The sequence below is a fragment of the Chryseobacterium sp. StRB126 genome, assembly GCF_000829375.1.
In the GTDB taxonomy this organism is placed as follows: Bacteria; Bacteroidota; Bacteroidia; order Flavobacteriales; family Weeksellaceae; genus Chryseobacterium.
This window is the reverse complement of record NZ_AP014624.1, coordinates 4,564,607-4,591,348: the sequence shown is the minus strand read 5'-3', so window position 1 is coordinate 4,591,348 and position 26,742 is coordinate 4,564,607. Positions and strand designations below refer to the sequence as shown.

Here is a 26,742-nt window from a genome sequence, read left to right as displayed (position 1 = left end):
TATTTAAAGATAAAAGATAAAAGATAAAAGATAAAAGATAAAAGATAAAAGATAAAAGATAAAAGATAAAAGATAAAAGATAAAAGATAAAAGATAAAAGATCTTGTCGTTAAACAACTATTATACATTCGGGTATCAACATCAATAGGGGCGGGCTTTAGCCCGGCCGTCCAATAAATAAAATCATCAAATTCCATTGGCTTTAGCCAAAATCTAAAAAAAATAGATGTATTAACGTAATTTTCATCCTCTATTGTCCTGCATATCCATTACTATAAATGACTAGTCCTGAAAAAGGTTGACTAGTTTAATATTTCAAATATACTTAAATCAGAGTAGGAATTTTCCTATTCTGATTTTGTTTTTTATAGGTTTTTAATTTCACATTATTTTTCATGTGCACTTGGCTTGGAATATTATAATTCAAAGAAAAATGAGGTCTTAAATTATTGTAATAATAGATTGATTGATCAAGCTGTTGTGAGAGATTTTTAAAGTCTTCAAAGGTATCGATCAATCCAAATTCATATTTCAGAATACCATTGACTCTTTCGGCTACAGCATTTTCATAAGGGTCTGAGTTCTCTGTCATACTGATGAGAATGTCATTATTCTTCAGCATTTCAGTGTATTCTTTACTACAATACTGCAGGCCTCTGTCTGAATGATGAATTAGGGGATGTTTGTAGACTCGATTCTTTATAGCCTGTTTTAATGCTTTCAACGTAGAGCTTGTCTGTAAATTATCACTCAATTCATGTCCTACAATTTTCTTTGAATAGGCATCGGTAATCAAATGAAGATAATAATTCCTCTCTTTGGTTTTCAGATAGGTAATGTCTGCAACCCAGACTTTCTCTGAACATTCCAACTCTTTTTCTTTGATAATATTGGGGTACTTCCTCATCCAATGTCTGGAATTCGTTGTTTTAAAGTAGCTGTGTCTTCTGGGGATTAAAAGATAATTTGATCTTAAAATCTTAAACAAGCGATCTCTTCCTATATGAAGTTTCTCTTTTTCAAAATCATCCTTAAGTAAGAAGTAAAGTTTTCGAGTCCCTATTTTAGGCATCTTTTTACGAATTGATAACACCAATTCTATAATCCTTTCTTGATTATTTGTAGAATCAGATTGTTTTCTTCTTTTGTAATAAGCTTGTTTACTGTGTCCAAACAATCGGCAGATATCTTCCAGTGAAAGATGCGTATACGGCCTTATTTCCTGGATTGATTGGAACCAGACTTTTTTACAATCTCAATCTTTAGCTCACGCTCTGCTATTTCTATAAACTTCCTAAATACCTTAAGCTCTTCTTCCTTTTTTAACAAAGCTGCCTCAAGTTCTTTAATCTTTTGTTGCTGTGGATCTTTCATGGGTCTACCTTTACTTAGTTTTGTTTCGTAAGTAAAGTTACCATATTTTATTAACCAGCTGGAAATACATGAATTACCACGAATATTGTATCGTGTCTGTAATTGTGATTTCGTAAATAATCCCCGTTCATATTCGGAGACAACCTGTCTTTTGAAAGCCTCGCTGTATTCCTGTACAGGGAATGCTATTTTTTTTGAATCCATAAGAGTGACTGTTTTTATGATTTTATAGTCAACTTTTTTCAGGACGAGACAAAATATAAAAAAAACCGCCTCCATAGAGACGGTTTCTTTATTTTTAAGTAGAGAATTACTTCGCAGTAGCTTTTTTAGCAACTTTTGCAGCTTTTTTCTCCGCTTTAGCAGCTTCTTTCTGTTCAGCAGGAGTTAATACTTTTGGCTCAGGAGCGTTAGCATCTACATTTCCTTTGATGTAAATTACGCTTCTGCTGTTTGCAGGGTCGTTAGAGAAAACTTCAATCATTTTGTTGAACCCTCCTGTAAGAGCTGTGTTGTATCCAACTTTGATCTTAGCAGATTTTCCTGGCATGATCGGATCCTGGCTAAATTCTGGTGTTGTACATCCACAAGATGGTTTTACATTTGAAATGATCAAAGGCTTATCACCTGTGTTTGTTACTGTAAAGAATCTTGTACCATCAGAACTAGGCTTAATGTTACCATAGTCGAAAGTAGTTTTATCAAATGTAATTGTTTGTGCAGATGCAAGAGCAAATGTTCCGAATAATGCAATTCCTGCGATTAATTTCTTCATATTCTTGAATGTTAATATGTTTGTTAGATAAATTTTGTGAAACAAAGTTAAAAATTATTTTAATTCATGCTTAAAAATTTTTTTCTTTAGACTATTTTTGCAAATTGCAAGCCAAAGAAATAGAATTTATGCAGATTTCAGAAAAGTACAATCCACAGGAAACAGAACAGAAATGGTACAATTACTGGTTGGAAAACAAATATTTCCACTCAGAACCTAATGAGAAACCACCATATACCGTGGTCATTCCGCCGCCAAATGTGACGGGGATATTACACATGGGACATATGTTGAACAATACCATTCAAGATGTTCTGGTCCGTCGTGCAAGGATGCGCGGGTTTAACGCTTGTTGGATTCCGGGAACAGATCACGCTTCCATTGCTACCGAAGCTAAGGTTGTTGCTAAACTGAAGTCTGAAGGAATCAATAAGTCTGATATTACCCGTGAACAATTCCTTGAGCACGCTTGGGAATGGACCAATAAATATGGAGGAACAATCCTTGAGCAGCTTAAAAAATTAGGATGTTCATGTGATTGGGACAGAACCCGATTTACATTAGAAGATAAGCTTTCACAACAGGTTATCAAAAGCTTTGTAGATCTTTATAACAAAGGGTTGATCTACAGAGGATACAGAATGGTAAACTGGGATCCGGAAGCGAAGACCAACATTTCAGATGAAGAGGTAATCTTTAAAGAGCAGAACGGAAAATTATATTTCCTTAAATATAAGATTGAAGGTTCAGAAGAATTCCTTTCAGTTGCTACTACACGTCCTGAAACTATTTTTGGAGATACTGCGGTATGTATCAATCCTAATGATGAAAGATATGCTCATTTAAAAGGTAAAAATGTAATCGTACCAATCGTTAATAGAGTAATTCCTATTATCGAAGATGAATATGTTGACATTGAGTTTGGAACAGGTGCTTTAAAAATCACTCCTGCACACGACACCAATGACTACGAGATCGGTCAAAAACATCAATTGAAAATGATTGATGCATTAGATGATGATGGTAATCTTAACGAGCATGGTTTACATTATGCGGGTCAAAACAGATTTGAGGTAAGAAAGCAAATCGCAAAAGAATTAGAGGAAAAAGATCTTTTACTAAAAGCGGAAGATTACGTAAATAAAGTAGGAACATCTGAGAGAACAGGAGCTGTTATTGAACCTAAAGTTTCAGTACAGTGGTTCCTTAAAATGTCTGAAATTGCTAAGCCGGCATTGGATGTCGTAATGGATGACGAGGTTAAATTCTATCCGGATAAGTTTAAAAATACTTACAAATACTGGATGGAAAACATCCGTGACTGGAATATTTCCCGCCAGCTTTGGTGGGGACAGCAGATTCCAGCATATTATTATGGTGCAGGAGATGAAGATTTTGTAGTCGCTGAAACTAAAGATGAAGCTTTAACATTAGCAAAACAAAAAACAGGAAATCAGGAATTAACAATAGAAGGTCTTAGACAGGATGATGATGCACTAGATACCTGGTTCTCTTCTTGGTTGTGGCCAATGTCTGTATTTGATGGATTGCTTGATCCTGAAAATAAAGATATCAACTATTATTATCCAACTTCTGACTTGGTTACAGGTCCGGATATTATTTTCTTCTGGGTAGCCAGAATGATCATGGCAGGATTGGAATACAGAAAAGAAGTTCCATTCAAAAATGTTTATTTTACAGGAATCGTAAGAGACAAGCAGAGAAGAAAGATGTCAAAATCTTTAGGGAACTCTCCGGATCCGCTTGAGCTAATGGATAAATACGGAGCTGATGGTGTTCGTGTAGGAATTCTATTGAGTTCTGCAGCAGGAAATGACCTTCTTTTTGATGAAGATTTAATGCTTCAGGGAAGAAACTTCATGACGAAGATCTGGAATGCCTTCCGTTTAATCAATATGTGGAATCATGAAGATAAGCCGGCTATTGCTACAGATCATCAGGCTATCGAATGGTTTGAAAATAGATTGAATAAAACCATTCTTGAGATCAACGATCAGTTCGAGAAATTCAGAATTTCTGATGCCCTGCATTTGATCTATAAATTAATTTGGGATGATTTTTGTGGTTGGTATCTTGAAGCGATCAAGCCTAACTATGGAGAAGGTATTTCTAAAGAAGTGTATAACAAAACAATATATTTCTTTGAAGAACTGATGAAGTTACTTCACCCGTTCATGCCTTTCTTAACAGAAGAGCTATGGCAGACGATTTCTGAAAGAAATATTGAAGAAGCTTTAGTGGTTGCTCAGCAGAAAGAGGCTGGTGCATTTGATGAGACCATCATTAAAAACTTTGAAACCGCAGCAGAATTGATCTCTGGAGTTAGAAATTACCGTCAGACAAAAGGGATTTCACCAAGAGAAGCCGCTGAAATATATACCAATGCTACTGAGTTTGCCAATGAAGCAGTAGTAAGAAAGTTGGCCAACGTTTCTGAAATTCATTTCGGACAGAAAACAGATAAGCCAAGCTTTACATTCCTTGTTGGAGCTACAGAAGTTTCAATTCCTTTAAGTGAAAACTTAGATTTAGGAGAAGAAAAAGCTAAAACTGAAGAAGAATTAAAGTATCTTAAAGGATTCTTGATTTCAGTAGATAAAAAGCTTTCCAACGAAAAATTTGTTGCCAATGCTAAACCTGAAATTGTAGAGGTAGAGCGTAAGAAACAAAAAGATGCTCTAGATAAGATTGCGATCTTGGAAGAGAAGCTGAAAAGTTTGTAAATAAACCCAATAATAAAAGAAGTTGTTGGAATGTCAGGCTGAGCGGAGTCGAAGCCTTTTTAAAATGAGATGAAACAGTATTTCGTATATATTTTAAGATGTTCTGACAACTCCTATTATACAGGAGTTACAAGTGATATTGAGACTAGATTTTCTCAACATCAGTCAGGTAAATTTCCTTAAAGTTATACTTATAAAAGAAGACCGGTTGAACTAGTCTTCTTTTATGTATTTAATGACATTATTCAAGCGATAGCGTTTGAAAAACAAGTAAAAGGTTGGAGTAGAAAGAAAAAGGAAGCTATAATTAATGATAATTGGGATAAATTAAAAGAATTGTCTGTTTGTCAAAACAAAAGTCATTCTGATAATTTTGATAACAAAGATCAAAAAGGCTTCGTGAACATTCGTTCGCAGATTTTTTCATCTGTGCTCAGCCTGACACTAAGAATAAGTAATACAATAAAATGACACATATAGAAAACATAAAAAAACTATTTTCGAAGGACTTTGTAGAAAGTCCATTGTTAGAAAGTTTTGAAGTAGGGAAGATTTACCTTTCCAGTGGAAAACTGGTAGCTTGTGATCCCTTAATCACCAATGATATGCTTTCTTTTTCTACAGAATTCCCAAAAGGAGAATTTTCTGTGATATTGCATAAGGAAAGAGACAGCAATTGTGTAGCCTATGCAGAAATTATTTTCAATACTGCAGTAATTAAAGACTGGAAACTGGCGACTACTTCGGGACAGAATATTAAAGAGCTGGCAGAAGGAGAAGTATTCGGATATCCGGTAGAAAGCGGCATGGGCTGTTTCATGGATGTGGATACTCAAAACAGTCTTAATGAATTGGAGCAAAAGCTTTATCGCAATAAAGGCGGAGACTTTATGGGAATTTATGAAGAGTTTTTCCATGAATATTTCTTCGATGAAAACGGGGCGATAGATCAATATGCATTTTTAAAACCTTCAGAGGCTCATCCTGGGACTATATTTGCTTTTGAGGCCGGATATGGGGATGGTTTTTATGCCAGCTATATTGCTTATGATAAAAATCAATCACCAGTGAAGATTATTACAGAATTTATTGAAATAAGTTAGGTAAAATTAGTTATTTTTGGCACGGAATTTAGTCTGTTATAATTTTTAAACTAATATCAAACACAATGAATTTCTCATCAGAACAACCAAAAATTATCGTTGTAGGCAGCTCCTCAATAGATCTTGTTTTGGAAACCGATAAACTTCCTTCGCCTAACGAAACCGTTCTGGCTGTTAACTCAGAGAGTTATTTTGGCGGGAAAGGAGCCAACCAGGCAGTAGGAACTGCAAGATTAGGTGCCAGTGTTTATTTTATAGGTTGTGTTGGAATGGATCCCCTGGGACAGCAAATCATGAGAAATCTGGTGGGCGAAAATGTAAATGTAGGCTTCGTACATGAAACTGATAAAGAGTCAACAGGAACAGCTTATGTAACCACTTCCGAGGGAAATGCCGCTATTGTGGTAGTACCTGCAGCTAATAAATATCTGAGTGTCTCTCATATTGATGAAGCGGACCGCTATTTTCATACTTCAGACCTGATCCTCGTACAGCTTGAGGTTTCTATGGATGTTGTAGAATATACCGTAAGAAAAGCAAAAAAATATGGTAAAAAAGTGGGTTTATATGCTTCTCCTGCTATGAGAGTAAATGATGCAATTCTTGAGGAGGTAGACTTTATTGTTGCCAAAAGTAATGAGTTGTTCATCATTTTTGGAGAAGAAAAAAGAGAAGAGGTTCTTAAAAAATACTTTAATAAAGTGTTTGTAAGGGACGATACCAATTCTACCATTTATTTTGATGGTACAGAAATGAAGTATTATAGAAAGAATAAAGAGAAGACCGTTTATAAGATGGGAATGGGAGATGCATTTACTTCTGGATTTGCAATTGCCCTTTGTCATGGAAACTCTGTTGAAGACTGTGTGAAGTTTGGAAATGAGGTTTCATCCAGAGTTTCCGGAAGTAAAGGTTCACAGACCGGATTGCCGAGAATGTCAGATTTCTTTTCTTAAAGCTATTTACGGCATATCGAAAGTTTCAAACTAAGCATTATAATATACTGAAAATGTCCACTTTTATAGTGGATTTTTTCTTTTTATCCTATGGAAAAATTAATACTTACCACAGAAGACCATGCTTCCCTGACTGCTCATCTTTTTCAGCCTGAAAAAAATAATGGGAAATTATTGCTTATGAACTCTGCCACAGGAGTAAAACAGCAGGTATATTTTTCTTTTGCCAAATATTTTGCTGAGCAGGGATTTACTGTGATTACTTATGATTACAGAGGAATAGGTCTGTCTAAACCGGAAAATATGAAAGGCTTCCATGGATCTATGAGAATTTGGGGTTCAAAGGATTATAAAACATTAACTACATACATTAAAAATAAGTTTCCAGAGCATAGAAAATTCTGTCTGGGACATTCTGTAGGTGCTTTGATTTTAGGGATGAATAAAGATTCCGAAATGTTTGAAGAATTAATATTTGTAGGAACTCAGAATGCTTTTGTAGGAAATCTCAGGCTGAAGACAAAAATTGAAGCGTATCTCGGATTCGGGATTGTACAACCATTAACCACTTCATTGCTGGGATACTTTCCTGCAAATTGGTTTGGGCTTGGAGAAAGTCTTCCGAAAAATTGTGCATATGACTGGAGAACCTTAATTTTAAACAAAAAATCAACCAACAGACTGTTGGAGAAGATTGATGATTATTCTAAAAATTTAACGCAGAAAGTATTTGTAGTTCGTGCAGAAGATGATGTCTGGTTAACGGAAAAAGGAGTTCTGAGCCTTTTAAACAATACTTATCCTAACCTTAAACCAACTTACAGGCTGGTAAAAACTACAGAGTCTGAGAAAAAAGAAATAGGACATGTTAATTTTTTTAGAAACTACAATCACAAGCTCTGGGATATTATTTTAAATGAACTGATAGATTAATGAAAAGTACGATTAACAACACCGTAGAATTTGTAAAGGAAAAATTAGAGGGAGCTGAAGCAGGACATGACTGGTTCCATATCGAAAGAGTGTGGAAGCTGGCTAAAAAAATAGCTGAAACAGAAAAAGACTGTGATCCGGATGTGGTAGAATTGTCTGCGTTATTGCATGATATTGCAGATCCTAAATTCCATAACGGAGATGAATCCATAGCTCCGAGAATATCCAGAGAATTTTTAGAAAGTCAAAATGTTCCAAATGCAACCATTGAAAAGGTTTTATTTGTGATCGAAAATATATCTTTTAAAAACAGAAGCCAGGCACCCGCTAATCCGTTTATTGAACTGAAAATTGTACAGGATGCAGATCGTATCGATGCTATTGGTGCGATAGGAATTGCCAGAACGTTTAACTTTGGAGGGTTTAAAAATAATCCAATGTATGATCCCAATGTTCAGCCTGATTTAAATATGTCTAAAGAACAATACAAAAAATCTAACGGGACAACCATCAATCATTTTTATGAAAAATTATTGCTTCTAAAGGATTTGATGAATACAGGGCACGGAAAAAAACTGGCTCAGGAAAGACATGATTATATGCTGAATTTCCTTGATCAGTTCTATAAAGAATGGAATGTAGATTAACATTCTCTTAAAAAATCTGAAATCAGTATCTTTGCAATATGGTATTTTTCATTCTTGTTATCTTTTGGGCGTGTATATTTTCTCTGGTTTTATATAAAGTAAAATTGGGAAGAATGGCAAAATGGACAAGACTGTTCCGTATTGTAACAGTGGTTTCTTCCATCTCAATTTTTACCTATTGGTTTATAAAGAAAAGCGCTGTAGCGTTTGTGGATAACTCTGTAGGGCTACAGGTCATCAATAAACTTCCTCAAGCATTAGATTTTTATCTTCTCAATGTTAATAAAATTGATAATACTACGAAGCTTGAACCTAAACATGTCGGGAAAATACGTCCGGAATATTACAGGGTAGAGTATCTGAAAATGGACAAGTCTGATGAGTATTGGATAGTAGGATATCTCGGAAAGAAGAATCTGGTATATTTTTCACAGCATTCTGTTCCTAATAAGAATATAGATCAGATTGTGGAAGTGCAGAATTATATCAATCAAAGTATGAAACTGTCTGATGCTGCTAAAAAACAGATAGATGCCTACAATTATGAAAATACAAAGTTGGGAATCTGGATTACATTGGATTTTCTGCTTTTATTTCTTAATCTGGTATTGCTTCTGAAGAAAAATAATAAAAACTAAATTATATATTCTCTCGCAGATTTTGCTGATCCGGCAGATGATTGTATGATATCAATCTGTTGTATTTGTAAAATCTGCGAGAGTTTTTTATTAAGGATAATCCAGAAGATGCATAATCTGTTCTTTAAATTCCTCAGGACATGCTCTTATTAATTTATCCTTATTTTGTTTATTGATTTGATGAGGTTCCAGCCATTCCGTCTTGTTGGAGTTCAGGCTATGATTGTCATATACTCTTTTTATAGTATGGTCTTCATAGAAGATATAGTCATCTCCAAGCCAGTTGCTGGAGACACTGATTGTACAAATTTCCTTTTTCATGACATTTATTTTTTTAAGTATACCTTTTTCAGTTTGAATAGGGTATTACTCTAATGTATGAATTTTTCTGTTATGAAAAGGCTTTTATTGTCATTCGTGCTGTAAATTAAAATTAGTCTATTTAAAACTTTAATCAAAATAAGGTTCCTGTGCTTTCAGTAGCCATTTGTGGAATATGGATGTCGGTCTTCCATTCTTCATTTATTTTTTTAATGAAATAAGCGGAAAGAAGTGGTGAGGCTTTCTCAATATTCTGGTGAACGAAGAAATACAGATTCTGAAGACCGTCTTTTTTCCACTGGGTAAGATGTTTTAACCAATCATCCAGTCTTTCATAATCACTTTCTGCATTGGCTCCTACATAGCGGATAAATGCGTTAGGAGTGGTAAGGCGCATATGAAGCATATCTCTTCTCCCGGCAGTATCTACAATGATATTTGTGATATTATGGGTTTCAAAAAGTTCGCAGGTGGTATTCAGAATTTCCTCATCGGTAAACCATTCTGTATTTCTTAATTCTATGGCAAGAGGAACTTCCTTAGGCCATTCTTTTACGAATTTTTCCAGTCTGTCATAATCTTTGGGTTTAAAGTTATCATGAAGCTGAAGAAAGGCCATTCCCAGTTTTTCATCAAAATTAATGACTGCTGAAGCAAAATGGGTAACCGGTTCGGTAACATCAATAAGTCTTCTGAAATGAGAAACAGTATTGGTGATCTTAGGGAAAAATTTGAAATTTTCCGGAGTTTTCTCCTTCCATGTTTTTACCTGATCCGGAGTGGGCATTCCATAAAATGTGGCATTTAATTCAATGGAATTAAATTGAGTAGCATAATAGGTTAGCTCATCCTTGGTTCCTTTGGGATAAAATCCTTTAAGGTCTGTTTTATTCCATTTGGCACACCCGATAGAAATGTTTTCCAATCCTTTCTTATTAAGACTTAAAATTTCTTTGGTTCTTGAGTGATCTTTGGGAAGGGTGAAGTCTATTTTTGAAGGGTCTTCTACTTGTCCGAATTTCATATTAAGCGGTTTTAATGTCTAAAATTAATCATTTTTTTACTGTAATTTTCATAGAAAGTGTATAAAATCGGGGATGAAATTTGTAATGTATATTAAGTTTTTTTTAAGGAAATATTAAACTTTGTGTTACGCAATGTTAATTCTATGTTACCATACTTCATATTGAGTAGGTATAATTTTACAGTAAGTTTTGTAGCAATAAAAATATGAAGAAAAAATTGATCTGTGCTTTTGCTTTATTATCTTTTGGGTTTGCATTTTCACAGGAAACCAGTTCTAAAATTTTTGGAAGATTAAAAGGAGCTTCTTCCGAAGTTACCGTGAAGGTAGTGCATATTCCTACCAACAGTACTTTTGAAACTAAAAGTAACAGCAAAGGACAGTTTAGCTTAGACAATCTTCAGCCGGGAGGTCCTTATAAAATTGAGATATCTGACGGTTCACTGATTATTTACGAGAATCCTAATCTGCAGCTTTCTTTAGGAAATAATGACCTGCCTGTAGTAGATGTTGGCAATAAGGAAAAGACAATTGACGAGGTGAAGATCACTTCAAAAAAGACCAACGTAAAATATGGAGTGGGAATCAACCAGGCTCAGATTTCAGGACTACCTAATATTAACCGAGGGATTCAGGATGTAACCAAGCTAATTCCGCAAAGTGCCAATAACTCTTTCAACGGAACGAATTTCCGTTATAACAACGTTACTATTGATGGTTCAATTAATAATGATGCCATTGGGTTCAGTCCTTCATTGGGTGGACAGACGGGAACTTCGGGAATGCCTGGAAGCAGTACGCGTTCCAACTCGATAAGCTTGGATGCTATTCAGGATGTACAGGTCTACATTGCTCCTTATGACGTGAAACTTGGTAATTTTCTTGGGGGAAGTATCAATGCCGTAACCAGAAGTGGTAGTAATGATGTTACAGGTTCCATGTATGTATATGGCAGAAATGCTGCTATAACAGGTAGAAACAGGGTAGGTGACAATTCCAAAATGCCAAGTGATTTTTCCGATTTTATTTATGGAGGAAGAGTAGGGCTGCCTGTAGTGAGAGATAAAGTATTTTTATTTACCAATCTTGAATATACCAAAAGGGTCGATCCTATATTTTATAATGCCAACGATCCTGGTGCCCTGATAGATGAATCGGTGGCTCAGAAACTTTCAGACTTCGTACAAAAGAAATACGGTTTTAATGTAGGAAGTTTTAATGGATACAATAACTTTTCCGAAAGTGCTAAACTTTTCAACAAGTTAGACTGGAAGATCAATGATAAGCATACTTTATCCATTAAAAATAATACAGTATTTTCTCAGGCTTCCAACCTTGAAAGAGATGGCGCCAATTTCAGATTTGCCAGTATGGATTTTGTTCAAAAGAATACAGCCTCCACTACCACTCTTGAGTTGAAGAGCCGTTTTAATGATAAATGGAATAATAATTTAGTAGTTGGATATTCTTCTATTCATGATTACAGAGATCCTACTTCCAGCAATGCTATGTTCCCGCAGGTGGAAATTACTCATAATGGGGGAACTATTCTGTTCGGGAATGATAGGGAAGCTACTGTTTTCAATATGAAGCAGAAGACTTTTGAAATTACGGATAACCTTACTTATAAAACAGGAAATCATACTTTCTTATTAGGAACTCACAATGAGCTATACAATATCAATTATGGTTTTGTAAATGCCTTAAACGGAAGAATATCTTATAAATCGTTAAATGATTTTTATAATGGGACACCTGCCAGAATAAGAGGGACTTACCCTTTCAACGGAGACAGCAGACAGACTCTTTTTGATAATCCTTATGCACAATACAAAGTAAACCTTCTTTCAGTATATCTGCAGGATGAGATCAATTGGGGGAGAGTGAGGCTTTCACCTGGAGTAAGAGTTGATTATACAGATTTACCTAATAAGCCACAATTAAGTCCGGCGGTTAATAACTCTCCTCAGGATCCTTATTTCGGAAATACTTACAATTACACTCCATTAAGTCAGTTAACCAATAGCTATCTTAATAAACCTACATTATCACCAAGATTAGGATTTACCATTGATATTACGGAAGACAGATCTATGGTGTTAAGAGGAGGTTCCGGTATTTTCGTGGGAAGAATTCCGTTTGCATGGTTAGGATATGCATATTATAATGATGGCGTTGGTTTTGGAAGCTACGATTATAATGCGCCAACAGCGGCACAGATTGCAACTAATGGAGACCCTCTAATAGGCGCTAATTTCCCGAAATGGCAGAATTCATCTAAAGTACAGGTTGACCTTATTGATAATAATTTTAAGATGCCAAGAGTCTGGAGAAGTTCCCTGGCATTTGATTATACACTTGCCGGATATAAACTGACACTGGAAGGAATTTATACGAAAGTATTGTATGATCTGAAATTCCAACAGGTGAATAAAACAGATAATGTGACATACTACAGCTATGATGTGAATCACGAAATGCCGATCTACACAACGAATATTAATAGTAACTTCTCTAATGCTTATTTACTATCCAATACAAAAGAAGGGTATCGCTATAACCTGACAGCTCAGATTTCAAAATCGTATAATTTCGGATTTAATTTCTTTGCGGCTTATACTTATGGTGATGCTAAGGATATTACGAATGGTATCAGAAACTCTATGGAAAGTAACTGGCAGATGAACCAATCTTTGACGCCAAATAATCCTCAGCTAACGACTTCCAATTTTGCGATCAAGAATAGAATTGTGGCCAATTTGGGATATGCCTTTAATATTTCCGAGTCTAACAAGTTATATACCAATGTTTATTTTAATGCTCAGTCAGGAAATCCTTTCTCATGGGGATTTGTAAACAGTACGATTGCCAATACGGGACAGGCGGCTGGCCTTGCTTATATCTTTAAAGATGCTGCCGAAGCTGCGAAATATATTGTTCCTATAAAGGATGGATCAGGAAACGTGCTGGTAAGTGCTCAACAACAGGTTGCAGATTATGAAAGCTTTGTTAATAACAATGATTATCTTAAATCCAGAAGAGGAAAGTTTACAGAAAGAAATGGAGATACAACCCCTTGGAATGTTCAGGCAGATATCAGAATTATGGATGAGATCAGACTGAGTGAAAAATCTAAGAACAATATCCAGATCTCTTTAAGTATCATTAATTTCACCAATTTATTGAATAAAGATTGGGGTAAGGTGTACTTTGTACCTAATACGTTCAACTCTACAGCAAGTGTAGGACTTACAAAAGTTGGGAATGTAGCTGCTGGGCAACCGTCAGCTGGAGATCCTACTTATAACTTTAAAACACCTGGGTCTGCTTATACCATCGATCAGTTTGCATCGAGATTCCAGGCTCAGCTGGGTGTGAGATATAATTTTTAATACTTCTTTTTACAAATATTTCTTTCAAAGGTTCGGATTTTCTTTCCGGGCCTTTTTTATGAATTGTAAATGATAGATGATGAATGATGAATGATGAATGATGGATGATGGATGATGAATTTTGCCGATAAAAGAAATGCATTTTATTTTTAATAAACCATTTTAAATACATGCAATTATCTGTGAAAATCCGTTTAATCTGTGGTTAGCCTCCAATAATTATATACACATTGTAATTATTCAATAGGAACGGGCTTTAGCCTGTTTAAAAAATGAAGACCAATCCCGACGGCTTTAGCCAAAACCTATCAACAGTAGGAGCTGAAGTGAAATTTTTTCAATTTTTACCCAATCATCTGTGAGAATCTGCACAATCTGTGGGAAACTAAATTATCAATCAAGGCCTATGAAAACGACAAAAGCACACCTTTCGGTATGCTTTTGTAAATATAGCGTGTTTATTACTTGGTCCTATGCTTCGCAGCTTGAGCATGATACAAAGTTCACCATCATTTCTTTAGAAACGGAAGAACTTCTTTGGTAGTAAAGTGTTTTTACTCCTTTTTTCCAAGCTTCGATATACAGATAGTTTACGTCTTTTACAGGCATTGTAGAAGGAATCTGAAGGTTCAGAGACTGTGCCTGGTCAATGTATTGCTGTCTTTGAGCCGCCTGAGAAATAATCTCCATTGGAGAAATCTCCTTGAATGTTTTGAATACTGCCTTTTCTTCAGGAGTAAGCTCATTCAGGTGCTGTACAGATCCGTGGTTCAACATAATGGTTCTCCATGTCTCCTCATTATCCAATCCTTTTTCTTTCAATAGTTTTGCCAGGTATTTGTTCTTACGCATAAAGTTTCCTTTAGCCAAACCTGCTTTATAATAGTTAGAAGAGAAAGGCTCAATTCCTGGAGATGTTTGTCCTAAAATCGCAGAACTTGAAGTGGTAGGAGCAATAGCCATTGTAGTGGTATTTCTTAATCCATAGCCTTTCAATACGTCTGGTTCTCCATAGATGTTGGCAAGTTCTCTTGAAGCCTGCTCAGCCTGTTCTTTGATATGTCTGAAAGCCCTTGCGTTGAACTGAGTCGCTTCAAAACTTTCAAACGGAATCATATTTTTCTGTAGATAAGAATGGTATCCTAAAACTCCTAATCCAAGAGCTCTGTGACGCATTGCAAAGTTTCTTGCTCCCTGTAAGTAGTAGTTTCCTTCAGTTTTATCGATGAACTCAGATAAAACAGCATCCAGGAAATATACGGCTAATTTAACAGCATCTGTATCTTTCCATTCATCATACAATTCAAGGTTCATGGAAGACAGACAGCAGATAAATGATTCCTCCATAGTAGATGGAAGCATGATCTCAGAACAAAGGTTACTTGCGTTTACCGTCATTCCAAGGTCTTTATATACCTGTGGTTTGTTTCTGTTTACGTTATCGGTGAAGAAAATATAAGGAAGACCTTTTTGCTGGCGGCTTTCCAATACTCTTGCCCAAACTTTACGTTTTTCCATATCACCGTCTATCATATCCTGCATCCAGTAATCTGGTACACATACTCCGGTAAATAGGTTTTGGATTGGGCTACCAATATCTTTAATGGATAAAAACTCTTCAATATCTCCGTGGTCAATATCTAGGTAAGCAGCAAAAGCACCTCTTCTTACTCCTCCCTGTGAAACAACATCCATAGCAGTATCAAAAAGCTTCATGAATGAAACGGCTCCTGAAGACTTTCCGTTATCAGTAACAGCTGTTCCTCTGTTTCTCAGTTCTCCAAAATATCCTGAAGTTCCCCCACCGATTTTTGTCTGCATGATAACTTCACCCATTTTATGAGTAATTCCTTCAATGCTGTCTGGAATGTGAGCGTTGAAACAAGAGATAGGAAGACCTCTTTCGGTTCCCATATTAGCCCATACAGGAGAAGAGAAGCTGATCCATCCTTTTGTGATCATTTCTTTGAATGCTGCTTGAAGTTCCGGTTTGTATAACCTTTTTGCAGCAGCAGTGGTGATTCTGTCGATAGCTCCGTCTACCGTTTCACCTTTCAACAGATATCCTCTGTTCAGCATCTGCTCAGACTCTTCGTTGAGCCACCATATATTTGAATTTTGCTCTTCCATAGATGTTATATTTTCGAATTCCGGAATGAAATTCCCGCTCCGGAATTTTGTTTTTTTATATTATTGATTGTAAAAATTCTACTTTGTGAGAGTCATTCAGCCCGCTTTCATCTCTCAATTTTTGAAATTCCTTAAAAGATGGAATATTCAAAACTTCATGCTGAACATCTTCATTACTATAGTTTGAATAATGTAGAAAAGTAACACCATCCTCCTTTACGAAAACCTTATATTCAAATGTTGACTGATCCAAATTTTTAAAATCATTTAAAAACTTTTGAATATTGGCTTTATTGACAGGAACAAATTCAGGTTTTACGGTGTAGCTTACTATTACATTAATCATATTATTTGTGCTTATTAAGTTAACTGTTGTTCTGTTTTGAAGTATGAGAAATTATTAATCCTAATACTTCCTGCTTTGACGCTCGCTTCGCTCGCGCCTTTATACATTAAAACAAGTCGTTTGCTGTAATACTCTTATCGTGTTTCGTGTAATCTACAGGTCTTTTTGCAAAGAAATCATCTAGTGAATTGGCGAAAACTTCCTCTTCGAACCATACCATTGGTCTGTATTGTTCCGGAGTGATGTTGTATCTTGTTTTCATATTGATTTTCTTCAAGCTGTCATCTACACGATACTTCATGAAGTTCAATAGATCTTCTTTGGATACGTTATCAATTTCACCTAGTTCAAAGATCCAGCTAAGGATGTCCCCTTCTCTTGCGATAGATTCATCAACAAGCGTGTAGATGTCTTCAATATCGCTGTCTGTTAATAGATCTGGTTGTTCTTCACGGATTTTGTTGATAAGGTAGATTCCTGCATTAGCGTGAATTTGCTCATCTACAGAAGTCCAAGCGATGATATTGGAAACATTTTTCATGAATCCTTTGAATCTTGTGAAAGAAAGGATGATGGCAAACTGAGAGAAAAGAGAAACATTTTCTACTAAGATACTGAATAGCAATAATGCAGAAACATATTCTTTAGGAGTAGCAGAGTTGGCATGTTTTAAAGCATTTCCAAGGAACTCAATTCTACCTTTTACAGCAGGAATCTCAATTACATTAAGGAATTCATCATTATATCCTAATACTTCCAATAAACGGGAATATGCTTCAGAATGACGGAACTCGCATTCTGCGAAAGTAGATCCTAATCCATTGAATTCCGGTTTCGGAAGGTGGTTGTATAAATTCCCCCAGAATGTCTTTACAGACACCTCAATCTGTGCAATGGCTAAAAGCGCATTTTTCACAGCATTTTTTTCATGTGGCTCCAACTGCGAATGAAAATCTTGTACATCTGCAGTAAAGTCCACTTCCGAATGTACCCAGAATGATTTATTGATGGCTTCTACAAATTGCAGAACCTCCGGGTATTCAAATGGCTTATAGCTTACTCTCTTATCAAAAATTCCCATATTAAATATCTTTATAATTAAATAATTCAGATCTCTGTGGAAAATGTTCAGAATGTGTGTAACTTTTTGTTTTTGTGGTGGTTGTGAATTTAAGTTATTCACATTGAAAGTTTTCTTTTCTGAGCAAAATCTAATGACAAAGTTCGAAAAAAAGAACTGATTTTGAAAGAGGTAAATACTAATAGGCTGACTTTTAGCTGTAAAAGTTTTCCACATTTACATGAAACAGGCACAAATAATAGGCTAGAGGGCTATATAGGGGATAAATGCATGGAAAACTCAAGTTACAGTTAAACAAAAATTGATAAATTGCTTTAAATAAAGGTTTAATATATTAAACAAAAAAATATTTGAATAAATTTTCATTCTTGTAACAATTTGAAAATATCATCTACTTATTGGGTATAAAACATACATCACTTAATGTTAGTAATTCAGGATTTACATAAATCATACGATACAGGAAAAAGCAAGCTTCATGTTTTGAAGGGAATCAATCTGAATATTTCAGAAGGAGAGTTTGTTTCCATTATGGGAAGTTCCGGTTCCGGAAAATCTACTCTTCTTAATATTATTGGTATTCTGGATGAAAAAGATTCAGGAACTTATGAATTGGATGGCGTTCCTATTGAGCATTTATCAGAAGTAAAAGCTGCAGAATACAGAAGTAAATTTTTAGGATTTATTTTCCAGTCTTTCAATCTTATCAGCTATAAAACCGCTCTTGAAAATGTAGCCCTTCCATTGTACTATCAAAATGTACCAAGAAAAGAGCGTAATCAAAAGGCTTTGGAATATTTGGAAAAAGTAGGTCTTGCCCAATGGGCAGATCACCTTCCTAACGAACTTTCAGGAGGACAGAAGCAAAGGGTAGCCATTGCAAGAGCTTTGATTACCAATCCGAAAGTAGTATTGGCGGATGAGCCTACCGGAGCATTAGATTCAAAGACGACTCATGATATTATGAAGCTTCTTCAGGATATTAACAATGAAGGAAAAACAATCATTGTGGTAACCCACGAACCGGATGTAGCAGCACAAACGAAAAGAAATGTTATACTGAAGGATGGTATCATTGAAAGTGATGAGTTTATTAAACAGATTGTGCTTTAAACAATTTGAAAATTTGAAAATGAGATAATTTGAAAATTGAATGATGTTATTCTTTTAATTTTTCAATCTTTTAATATAAATAAAAAAATGTTTGACCTAGATCGTTGGCAGGAAATATTCAGCTCTATCCGTAGTAATGTACTTCGGACGGTGCTTTCGGGATTTACGGTAGCTTTAGGACTGTTTATTTTCATTGTACTTTTTGGCATAGGACAAGGGCTTCAGAATGCTTTCTCGGAAGGGTTTGCAGGGGATGCCAAAAACCTGATTATTGTTTCTACAGGAAAAACCACTTTAGCTTATAAAGGACTGCAGTCTGATCGTAATGTTACAATGAATAATTCCGATTATGACTTTTTAATTAATGCAGATAAGAAAAAAACAGGCCCTTCAAGTCCCAGATATACTGCAAGTTTAATGGTGAAATATGGAAAAGAGAGTGGTCTTTATCAGGTTAACGGAGCCGACCCCGGAGAGCAGGTGATTGAAAACAGAAAAGTTATAGATGGCCGCTATCTGACTCCTAGGGATTTGGCAGAAAAATTAAATGTTGCTGTCATTGGAAGAATGGTTCAGAGGGATTTAATTAAAAATGGAAGCCCGGTAGGAAAAGAGCTTGATATCAACGGAACCATGTACAAGGTTGTTGGAGTTTTTTCAGATGATGGAGGTGATAGAGATGAAAGACATATTACCGTTCCTATTACTACTTTACAGCAGATGAAAAAAGGCTCTGATACAGTAAATATAGCCTATATTACCTATAATGATAAACTGACTCCGGATCAGGCCATAAAATATGGAGATGAGCTGAGAGATAAATTGAAGTCAAGAAAAAATGTTTCTCCTGATGATGAAAATGGAGTCCGTGTCTGGAATAATGCTAAAAATATGAATGATACCTTCATCTTTATGGCAGTTCTTACTGCAATTGTAGGGTTCATTGGATTGGGAACATTATTAGCAGGGATTATCGGGATCAGTAATATCATGGTGTATATCGTAAAAGAAAGAACCAAAGAAATCGGGGTACGAAAAGCTATTGGAGCCAAACCGGCAGGAATTGTAGCACTGATCGTTCAGGAAAGTGTTGTGATTACAGTAATTTCCGGATTTGTGGGAATAGGAGTAGGAGTTTTAACATTAAGTCTGATAGGCGATAGCCTTGAAGAGTTTTTTATTAAAAATCCAAGTGTAGGCTGGGGATCCATCTTTATGGCATTTATTGCATTGGTTTTCTCCGGATTGATTGCAGGATTTGTTCCGGCATACAGAGCTTCGAGAATTAAGCCGATTGAAGCATTAAGAACAGAATAGTAATTTGAAAATAATATAAAATTGGAAATGCAGTAATGATAACCGTTTGTTGATTTACTCTTTTACAACTATTAATAATTTATAATTCAGAAAGGTGAATATCATATTTAAAAAAGATACTTGGCAGGAAATTTATTATTCATTGAGGAATAATAAACTCCGCACATTTCTTACCATGATTGGAGTAGGATGGGGCATGTTTTTGTATGTAAGCCTTCTTGGGGCGGCAAAAGGTATGGAGAATGGTTTTGATAAATTGTTTTCCGGGTTTGCGACCAATTCCATTTTCTTGTGGGCACAGAAGACGTCCATTCCTTACGAAGGTTTTCCTAAAGGAAGAGAAGTTCATTTGAACCTATCCGACATGGAAATGCTCAAAAGAAAAATAATTGATGTAGATTATATATCACCTCAGAATGCAAGAGGGAGCTTTACAGGAACACCGGGAGAATCTATGTCAAGAAACGGGAAAAGTGCTACCTATTCTCTTACCGGAGATTATGCAGTAGGAAATAAGATTTCAGAAAAGAAACTTATCTATGGGCGTTATATCAATGATGCAGACGTTTCCGGAAATAAAAATGTAGTGGTTATAGGAGAAGAAATCTATAAAAACCTTTTTGATTCCAAGAAAAAAGAAAATCCGATAGGACAGTCTATTAATATAAAAGGGATATTCTTCAATGTAATTGGTGTTTTCAGAGTAAAGAAAGGAGGAGGTTTTGAGAATGACCAAACAGCCTTTATTCCGCTATCCACTTACACTAAAATGTATAATGCCGGAGAGCAGATTGATCTGTTTGCCATTGTAAGCAAGCCTAATGCTAACGTTAATGGGGTGGAAGAAGAAGTAAAACAGGTATTAAAAGCAAAAAACAAAATTTCTCCAGAAGATACCAATGCCTTTGGAAGTTTCAACTTAGGAAAGGAGTTTAAAAAACTGACAGGTTTCCTTACCGGAATGCAGCTTTTAACCATTATTGTAGGAACTTTAACAATTCTTGCAGGAGTTATTGCTATTTCAAACATTCTTTTGATTACCGTAAAAGAAAGAACCAAGGAAATAGGAATCAGAAGGGCATTGGGGGCAAAACCTGCTGAGGTAAGAAACCAGATCTTGCTGGAAAGTGTTGTGATTACACTCTCTTCCGGGTTACTAGGATTTATGTTTGGAATTTTTGTGCTGATGATCCTGAATATAGCCACTCAGGGACAGGATTCGTTTCCTTTTTATAACCCAACGGTAAACTATGGAAACGTATTTGCAGCCATGGCAGTGATGGTGGTGTTAGGGCTTATTATCGGGATGATCCCTGCGCAAAGAGCGGTAAAAATTAGACCAATTGAAGCATTAAGAACAGAATAATAATTTGAAAATAAATTAATTTGAAAATAGAAGAGAATCATCTTTTAATTTTTAATTCATTCAAAAACTTTTAATAAAAAATAAACTATACATATGAAAAAGAAATTCACTTGGAAAAAAGCCATTTATATAGTGTTGGGGCTTTTATTTGCAGTGGCATTGTTCTCGGGGATTGGTTACCTTGTGAAATCGAACTCCCAAGAAAGCGAGGCTTTCCTTACCCGTAAACCTAATATCCAGAATATGGATGATAAGGTAATGGCCACCGGAAAAATTGTTCCAAAGGAAGAAATTGAAATTAAACCTAACATTACAGGGATCATTGATAAAATTTTAGTGAAGGAAGGAGATAGAGTAGAAGTTGGTCAGCTGATTGCTACTGTGAAAATTGTACCAAGTATCTCTGAAGTAAATGCTGCTCAGCAGGAAGTTCAGAATGCACAGATTCAGATCAGTAATGCGCAGATGAATGTAGGAAATATGCAGAAGCAATTTGAAATGCAGGATAAACTGTATAAGCAAGGAGTAGCTTCCAGACAAGAATTTCTTAATTCCCAGCAACAGTTATTCTCTCAGCAGCAGACCCTTAAAAATGCTCAGCAGCAGTTGAATACAGCACAAAAAAGATTACAGATTGCTAAAACCGGAGCTACTCCTGAACTTCAGGGGCAAGGTTTAGCAACCACACAAATTCGTTCCAAAGCTTCAGGAACAGTGCTTGAAGTTCCAGTAAAGCTGGGAAGCCAGGTAATTGAAGCGAACAATTTTAACGCAGGAACAACCATTTGTTCAGTAGCAGATTTGAACTCTCTGATCTTCAAAGGAGAAATTGATGAAGCTCAGGCAGGAAAATTGAAACAAGGGATGGATATGAATATCGTAATCGGTGCATTACAGAATAAAACCTTCCCTGGTAAACTTACTATGATTGCTCCAAAAGGAAAAGATAATGCAGGGACCATCAAGTTCCCGGTAGAAGGAAACGTAGAGAATCCTAACAATGAATACATCAGAGCAGGATTCTCTGCGAACGGGGAAATCGTATTAAGCTCTCAGAAAAATGCTTTATTACTGGATGAATCTTTAGTTCAGTATGAAAAGAAGCAAGGGAAAGATGTTCCTTTTGTAGAAGTAAAGCAAACAGATGGGAAATTTAAGAAAGTATACCTAAAACTTGGAGCTAGCGACGGAATTAATGTTCAGGTTCTTCCTGGATCCAATATTACAAAAGATTCTGAAGTAAAAGTTTGGAACCCTTCTGATAAAGATAAAGAAGAGTTGAAAGAAAAAGCGAAAGCAAAATAATAAACTACATTATACATTTTAAACTGTTAGATCCCGGAGATATATTCTTCGGGATTTTTTATTAAAGTTCAGGAGGTATTATTATATTTTAAAATGTAATAAAGCAGACGCTTAAAATGTCTTATTTTTAAATATAAAATATAGCCATGAAGAGAAATAGTCTGATTCTGATCTTTTTTATCATTGTAAAATTTGTTCTTCAATATACCTTAGTAAGTTCTGAATATGATCTGCAGCGGGATGAATACCTGCATCTTGATCAGGGAAGCCATCTTGCCTGGGGATATCTTTCTGTTCCACCCGTAAGCTCATGGATCTCATGGCTGATCAAGATACTTGGGGATTCTGTATTTTGGGTAAGATTTTTCCCTGCTTTATTCGGAGCATTTACAATGGTTGTAGTCTGGAAAGCAATTGAAGAATTAAAAGGTAATCTTTTTGCCTGCTTCCTTGCTTCCCTGGGGTTATTGCTTTCCTCGCTGCTTCGTTTGAATATGCTATACCAGCCCAATTCACTGGACGTTCTTTTATGGACTTTCTTTTTCTATATCCTGATAAAATATGTCAACACCGAAAAAGCAAAATGGTTGTATTGGGGCGGAATCATTTTCGGAATCGGTGTTTTGAATAAGTATAATATTGCTTTTCTTGCATTAGGATTTATTCCTGCACTTTTAATAACCAAACAAAGGAAGATTTTTACAAATCCTCACACCTATGGAGCAACTCTGTTAGCTTTGTTGATTGTTCTTCCCAATCTCATCTGGCAGTATAATCATGGTTTTCCAGTAGTTCATCATATGAAAGAACTTTCCAACACTCAATTGGATAATGTTAACAGATTTGATTTTCTGAAATCTCAGTTTTTATTCTTTATCGGAGTTACTTTTGTTATTCTTTTTGGATTTTATGCTTTACTGTTTTATAAGCCTTTTGAAAAGTTTCGTTTTTTCTTCTGGGGATATGCTATTACCATATCACTGTTTATATTTTTTAGAGCCAAAGACTATTACGCCATAGGCATTTATCCTATCTATATTGGTTTCGGATCAGTTTATCTTGAGAATATTTTAAAAAATGGGTGGCAGAGATTTCTAAAACCAGTCTGTATTTTACATCCATTACTTCTGTTTGTGCCTATATATAATCTGGCATTTCCTAATAAAAGCCCTGAGTCTATAGTAGAGAATCCTGAATCTTACAAGAAATTTGGGCTTCTGCGCTGGGAGGATGGAAAAGATCATCCTTTACCTCAGGATTTTGCAGATATGCTGGGTTGGAAAGAACTTGCTCAGAAAGTTGATAAAGAGTATTCCAGATTATCAAAAACCGGAAATACTTTGGTGTTGTGTGATAATTATGGACAGGCCGGAGCTATTAATTATTACTCTAAAAAAGGTATAAAAGCTGTGTCATTTAATGCTGATTATATCAATTGGTTTGATTTAAGTAATAAATACAAGAATCTAATCAGAATTAAAAACCGTCCTGAAGATGAGCTTGAAGAGACGGGTGCTTTTTTTGAACATGCTGTAATGGCCGATTCTGTTACAAATCCATATGCCAGAGAAAAAGGGACTACAATTTTTAGTTTTGAAGGTGCTACAATAGACATCAGGCAGAGGCTTCGGGATGAAATTGTTGTAGTTAAAGGAAAGGACTAGCACTAATGCACAAATTGAAAATATAGAAACCATAAATAAAAGCGAAAGCGAATATAAAAAAAACATTATTGCAATAATGTTGCAATAGTGTTTTTTTGTTTTAACTTTGTGCTATCAATTATTAAATTACTATGCACAATAAAAATTTTGATGTTATCATTATCGGTGGAAGTTATGCCGGATTATCTGCTGGAATGTCTTTAGGAAGATCTTTAAGAAATGTTTTAATTATTAATGAAGGAAAACCTTGCAATAGGCAGACTCCACATTCGCACAATTTTATTACCCATGACGGTAAAACTCCAAGAGAAATTGCAGAATTGGCTAAAGCTGATGTTGAGCAGTACAAAACTGTTTATTTTTTTGATGGAAGAGCTGTAAAATTAATAAAGAGCGGTAATAGCTATGAAGCTGAAGTATCTTCCGGTGAAAGATTCTATGCGAAAAAAATTATTTTAGCTTCAGGAATAAAAGACATTATGCCGGATATTCCTGGGTTTGCTGAATGTTGGGGTATTTCTGTATTACATTGTCCGTACTGCCACGGATATGAAGTAAAAAATGAAGTGACGGGAATTCTAGCCAACGGTGATATGGCTTTTGAGTTTTCAAAACTGATTTTTAATATGACCAAGAAACTAACCTTATTTACCAATGGAAAATCCAGTCTTACTCAGGAACAGACTAAAAAACTGAAAGATCATGACATCAGTCTTAATGAAGATGAAATGGAAAGCATTGAACATGAAAATGGGCAGATTCAGAAAATAATCTTTAAAAATGGAAATACTGCTGCTTTAAAAGCTTTGTATGCGAAGATTCCTTTTGAACAGAATATTGAAGGTTCAGAGAATTTAAACTATGAACTAACGGAGCACGGATTTATCAAAGTAGATTTCATGCAGAAAACAACTGTTCCCGGACTTTTTGCCTGTGGTGATAATGTAAGCATGATGCGATCTGTAGCCAATGCAGTGGCACAAGGTAATTTAGCAGGAGCGATGGTTAATAAAGAACTCTCGGAAGAAGAGTTTTAAGATGTATGAAATACTGATCGGTACCAGACACAACATTAAAAATTACTGCAGCGGGTATGTTAAACAAAATTCATAAATAGACAATACTTTAAAGCTTTTAGGAAATATCAAGTCTAAAATCATATTTTTTGATGCCAAAATCTCAACGAAAATTCCGTACATTTGGGGTGAAAAATTTCAAAAACTAAAAGTAAAATGGATATTATTTTCGACCTGATTGAAAAGGAAAGACAAAGACAGGCCCATGGATTAGAGCTTATCGCATCAGAAAACTTTGTTTCTGAAAACGTGATGAAAGCAATGGGAAGTGTACTGACAAATAAATATGCTGAAGGATATCCCGGAAAAAGATATTACGGCGGATGTGAAGTAGTAGATGAGGTTGAAACATTAGCGATCAACAGAGCAAAGGAACTTTTCGGAGTAGACTATGTAAACGTACAGCCACATTCCGGATCTCAGGCGAATGCAGCCATTTATCTTGCTGTTTTGAAACCAGGAGATAAAATCATGGGAATGGACCTTTCAATGGGAGGGCACCTTACTCACGGTTCTGCAGTGAACTTCTCAGGAATTCAGTATGAAGTAGTTTCTTATGGAGTAGAAAGAGAAACTGGTCTTATCGATTATAATCAAATGAGAGAAGTAGCTTTAAGAGAGAGACCCAAAATGATGATTGCTGGATTTTCTGCGTATTCAAGAGACCTTGATTATGCTAAATACAGAGAAATTGCTGACGAAATCGGAGCCACTCTTTGGGCAGATATCGCTCACCCTGCAGGGTTAGTAGCAAAAGGATTATTAAACTCACCATTTGAGCACTGTCACGTAGTAACCACTACTACTCACAAGACTTTAAGAGGTCCAAGAGGAGGAATGATTATGATGGGGAAAGACTTTGAAAATACATATGGTCACAAAACTCCAAAAGGAGAAACAAAAATGATGAGCCAGGTATTGGATGGTGCTGTATTCCCGGGAATCCAAGGAGGTCCGCTAGAGCATGTTATTGCTGGTAAAGCGGTTGCTTTCGGAGAAGCTTTGGATGGTCAGTTCGAAACGTATGCAAAACAGGTTAAGGCTAACGCTCAGGCTTTATCAAAAGCGATGATCAACAGAGGTTTTGATATCGTAAGTGGAGGTACAGATAACCACTTAATGTTGGTAGATCTTAGAAATAAAGGAGTAAACGGTAAAGAAACAGAAAAGGCATTAGTACTAGCTGATATTACATGTAATAAAAATATGGTTCCTTTTGATGATAAATCTCCATTTACAACATCTGGTATCAGATTAGGAACTGCTGCTATTACAACAAGAGGGTTGAAAGAAAATGATATGGAAACTATCGCAGGACTAATCTCTGAAGTAGTAGATAATATCAAGAATGAAGAAGTTCTTGCATCTGTGAGAAAGAACGTGAATGAATTAATGGAAGGTAAAGCATTATTTAACTACTAATAAAGCTTATAAAAT

General features: G+C 35.5%; 22 protein-coding genes. 15 read left to right on the top strand and 7 right to left on the bottom strand.

Annotated features, from left to right (window positions below):
* Positions 1 to 325: 325 nt before the first annotated feature.
* Positions 326 to 1,578 (bottom strand): IS3 family transposase gene (locus CHSO_RS20705; RefSeq protein ID WP_144428915.1). Its coding sequence is split into 2 segments (ribosomal slippage): positions 326 to 1,251 and positions 1,251 to 1,578, totalling 1,254 coding nucleotides; the frame shifts between segments, so codons are not numbered across the junction.
* Between the two features lie 106 nt (positions 1,579 to 1,684).
* A complete protein-coding gene (locus tag CHSO_RS20695) occupies positions 1,685 to 2,149 on the bottom strand; it encodes a DUF1573 domain-containing protein (protein ID WP_045500376.1) in 465 nt (154 codons plus the stop codon).
* A 128-nt stretch (positions 2,150 to 2,277) separates the two neighbouring features.
* On the opposite strand from CHSO_RS20695, the gene CHSO_RS20690 reads away from it, so the two are divergent.
* The 7 genes from CHSO_RS20690 (at position 2,278) to CHSO_RS20665 (ending at position 9,170) form a co-directional block, all read left to right on the top strand.
* Positions 2,278 to 4,893: a valine--tRNA ligase gene (locus CHSO_RS20690; RefSeq protein WP_045500373.1), complete on the top strand. Its 2,616-nt coding sequence runs from the start codon at positions 2,278 to 2,280 to the stop codon at positions 4,891 to 4,893.
* 69 nt (positions 4,894 to 4,962) lie between these two features.
* On the top strand, positions 4,963 to 5,076 hold the full coding sequence (locus CHSO_RS26685) for a GIY-YIG nuclease family protein (RefSeq protein ID WP_410493364.1): 114 nt from the start codon (positions 4,963 to 4,965) through the stop codon (positions 5,074 to 5,076).
* A 284-nt stretch (positions 5,077 to 5,360) separates the two neighbouring features.
* Positions 5,361 to 5,996, top strand: coding sequence for a DUF4241 domain-containing protein (locus CHSO_RS20685; protein ID WP_045500371.1), 636 nt, complete (start codon positions 5,361 to 5,363; stop codon positions 5,994 to 5,996).
* A gap of 65 nt (positions 5,997 to 6,061) precedes the next feature.
* Positions 6,062 to 6,952, top strand: coding sequence for a ribokinase (locus CHSO_RS20680; protein ID WP_045500368.1), 891 nt, complete (start codon positions 6,062 to 6,064; stop codon positions 6,950 to 6,952).
* A gap of 90 nt (positions 6,953 to 7,042) precedes the next feature.
* The gene (locus CHSO_RS20675; RefSeq protein WP_045500366.1) at positions 7,043 to 7,885 is read left to right on the top strand and encodes an alpha/beta fold hydrolase; all 843 of its coding nucleotides are present in this window, start codon (positions 7,043 to 7,045) and stop codon (positions 7,883 to 7,885) included.
* Positions 7,885 to 8,532 carry an HD domain-containing protein gene (locus CHSO_RS20670; RefSeq protein ID WP_045500364.1) on the top strand — a complete coding sequence of 216 codons (648 nt, stop codon included), beginning with the start codon at positions 7,885 to 7,887 and terminating at the stop codon, positions 8,530 to 8,532. The genes CHSO_RS20675 and CHSO_RS20670 overlap by 1 nt, the downstream gene beginning before the upstream one ends.
* 113 nt (positions 8,533 to 8,645) lie before the next feature.
* Positions 8,646 to 9,170: a hypothetical protein gene (locus tag CHSO_RS20665; RefSeq protein WP_045503084.1), complete on the top strand. Its 525-nt coding sequence runs from the start codon at positions 8,646 to 8,648 to the stop codon at positions 9,168 to 9,170.
* A gap of 90 nt (positions 9,171 to 9,260) precedes the next feature.
* On the opposite strand, the gene CHSO_RS20660 is transcribed toward CHSO_RS20665, so the two are convergent.
* A complete protein-coding gene (locus CHSO_RS20660; protein WP_045500363.1) occupies positions 9,261 to 9,491 on the bottom strand; it encodes a hypothetical protein in 231 nt (76 codons plus the stop codon).
* 133 nt (positions 9,492 to 9,624) lie between these two features.
* The gene (locus CHSO_RS20655; RefSeq protein ID WP_045500362.1) at positions 9,625 to 10,515 is read right to left on the bottom strand and encodes a DUF72 domain-containing protein; all 891 of its coding nucleotides are present in this window, start codon (positions 10,513 to 10,515) and stop codon (positions 9,625 to 9,627) included.
* Positions 10,516 to 10,721: 206 nt separating this feature from the next.
* On the opposite strand from CHSO_RS20655, the gene CHSO_RS20650 reads away from it, so the two are divergent.
* Positions 10,722 to 13,907: a TonB-dependent receptor gene (locus CHSO_RS20650; protein WP_045500360.1), complete on the top strand. Its 3,186-nt coding sequence runs from the start codon at positions 10,722 to 10,724 to the stop codon at positions 13,905 to 13,907.
* 471 nt (positions 13,908 to 14,378) lie between these two features.
* On the opposite strand, the gene CHSO_RS20645 is transcribed toward CHSO_RS20650, so the two are convergent.
* The 3 genes from CHSO_RS20645 to CHSO_RS20635 form a co-directional block, all read right to left on the bottom strand.
* On the bottom strand, positions 14,379 to 16,037 hold the full coding sequence (locus CHSO_RS20645; RefSeq protein ID WP_045500357.1) for a ribonucleoside-diphosphate reductase subunit alpha: 1,659 nt from the start codon (positions 16,035 to 16,037) through the stop codon (positions 14,379 to 14,381).
* A 55-nt stretch (positions 16,038 to 16,092) separates the two neighbouring features.
* Positions 16,093 to 16,383 (bottom strand): hypothetical protein, encoded by a 291-nt coding sequence (locus CHSO_RS20640; protein ID WP_045500355.1) that lies wholly within the window; start codon positions 16,381 to 16,383, stop codon positions 16,093 to 16,095.
* Between the two features lie 106 nt (positions 16,384 to 16,489).
* Positions 16,490 to 17,464: a ribonucleotide-diphosphate reductase subunit beta gene (locus CHSO_RS20635; protein WP_027374636.1), complete on the bottom strand. Its 975-nt coding sequence runs from the start codon at positions 17,462 to 17,464 to the stop codon at positions 16,490 to 16,492.
* 423 nt (positions 17,465 to 17,887) lie between these two features.
* Between CHSO_RS20635 and CHSO_RS20630 the strand changes: the two genes are divergently transcribed.
* The 7 genes from CHSO_RS20630 to glyA all read left to right on the top strand — a co-directional run bounded on the left by CHSO_RS20630 (position 17,888) and on the right by glyA (position 26,727).
* Positions 17,888 to 18,577, top strand: coding sequence for an ABC transporter ATP-binding protein (locus CHSO_RS20630; RefSeq protein ID WP_045500352.1), 690 nt, complete (start codon positions 17,888 to 17,890; stop codon positions 18,575 to 18,577).
* A gap of 87 nt (positions 18,578 to 18,664) precedes the next feature.
* A complete protein-coding gene (locus CHSO_RS20625; RefSeq protein ID WP_045500351.1) occupies positions 18,665 to 19,894 on the top strand; it encodes an ABC transporter permease in 1,230 nt (409 codons plus the stop codon).
* 94 nt (positions 19,895 to 19,988) lie between these two features.
* Positions 19,989 to 21,260, top strand: coding sequence for an ABC transporter permease (locus tag CHSO_RS20620; RefSeq protein ID WP_045500349.1), 1,272 nt, complete (start codon positions 19,989 to 19,991; stop codon positions 21,258 to 21,260).
* A gap of 93 nt (positions 21,261 to 21,353) precedes the next feature.
* Positions 21,354 to 22,565 carry an efflux RND transporter periplasmic adaptor subunit gene (locus CHSO_RS20615; protein ID WP_045500346.1) on the top strand — a complete coding sequence of 404 codons (1,212 nt, stop codon included), beginning with the start codon at positions 21,354 to 21,356 and terminating at the stop codon, positions 22,563 to 22,565.
* Between the two features lie 146 nt (positions 22,566 to 22,711).
* Positions 22,712 to 24,229 (top strand): glycosyltransferase family 39 protein, encoded by a 1,518-nt coding sequence (locus tag CHSO_RS20610; protein ID WP_045500344.1) that lies wholly within the window; start codon positions 22,712 to 22,714, stop codon positions 24,227 to 24,229.
* 131 nt (positions 24,230 to 24,360) lie between these two features.
* The gene (locus CHSO_RS20605; protein ID WP_045500341.1) at positions 24,361 to 25,266 is read left to right on the top strand and encodes an NAD(P)/FAD-dependent oxidoreductase; all 906 of its coding nucleotides are present in this window, start codon (positions 24,361 to 24,363) and stop codon (positions 25,264 to 25,266) included.
* 195 nt (positions 25,267 to 25,461) lie between these two features.
* Complete coding sequence (glyA, locus tag CHSO_RS20600; protein ID WP_045500338.1) at positions 25,462 to 26,727, top strand: serine hydroxymethyltransferase; 1,266 nt, start codon at positions 25,462 to 25,464, stop codon at positions 26,725 to 26,727.
* Positions 26,728 to 26,742 lie beyond the last annotated feature (15 nt).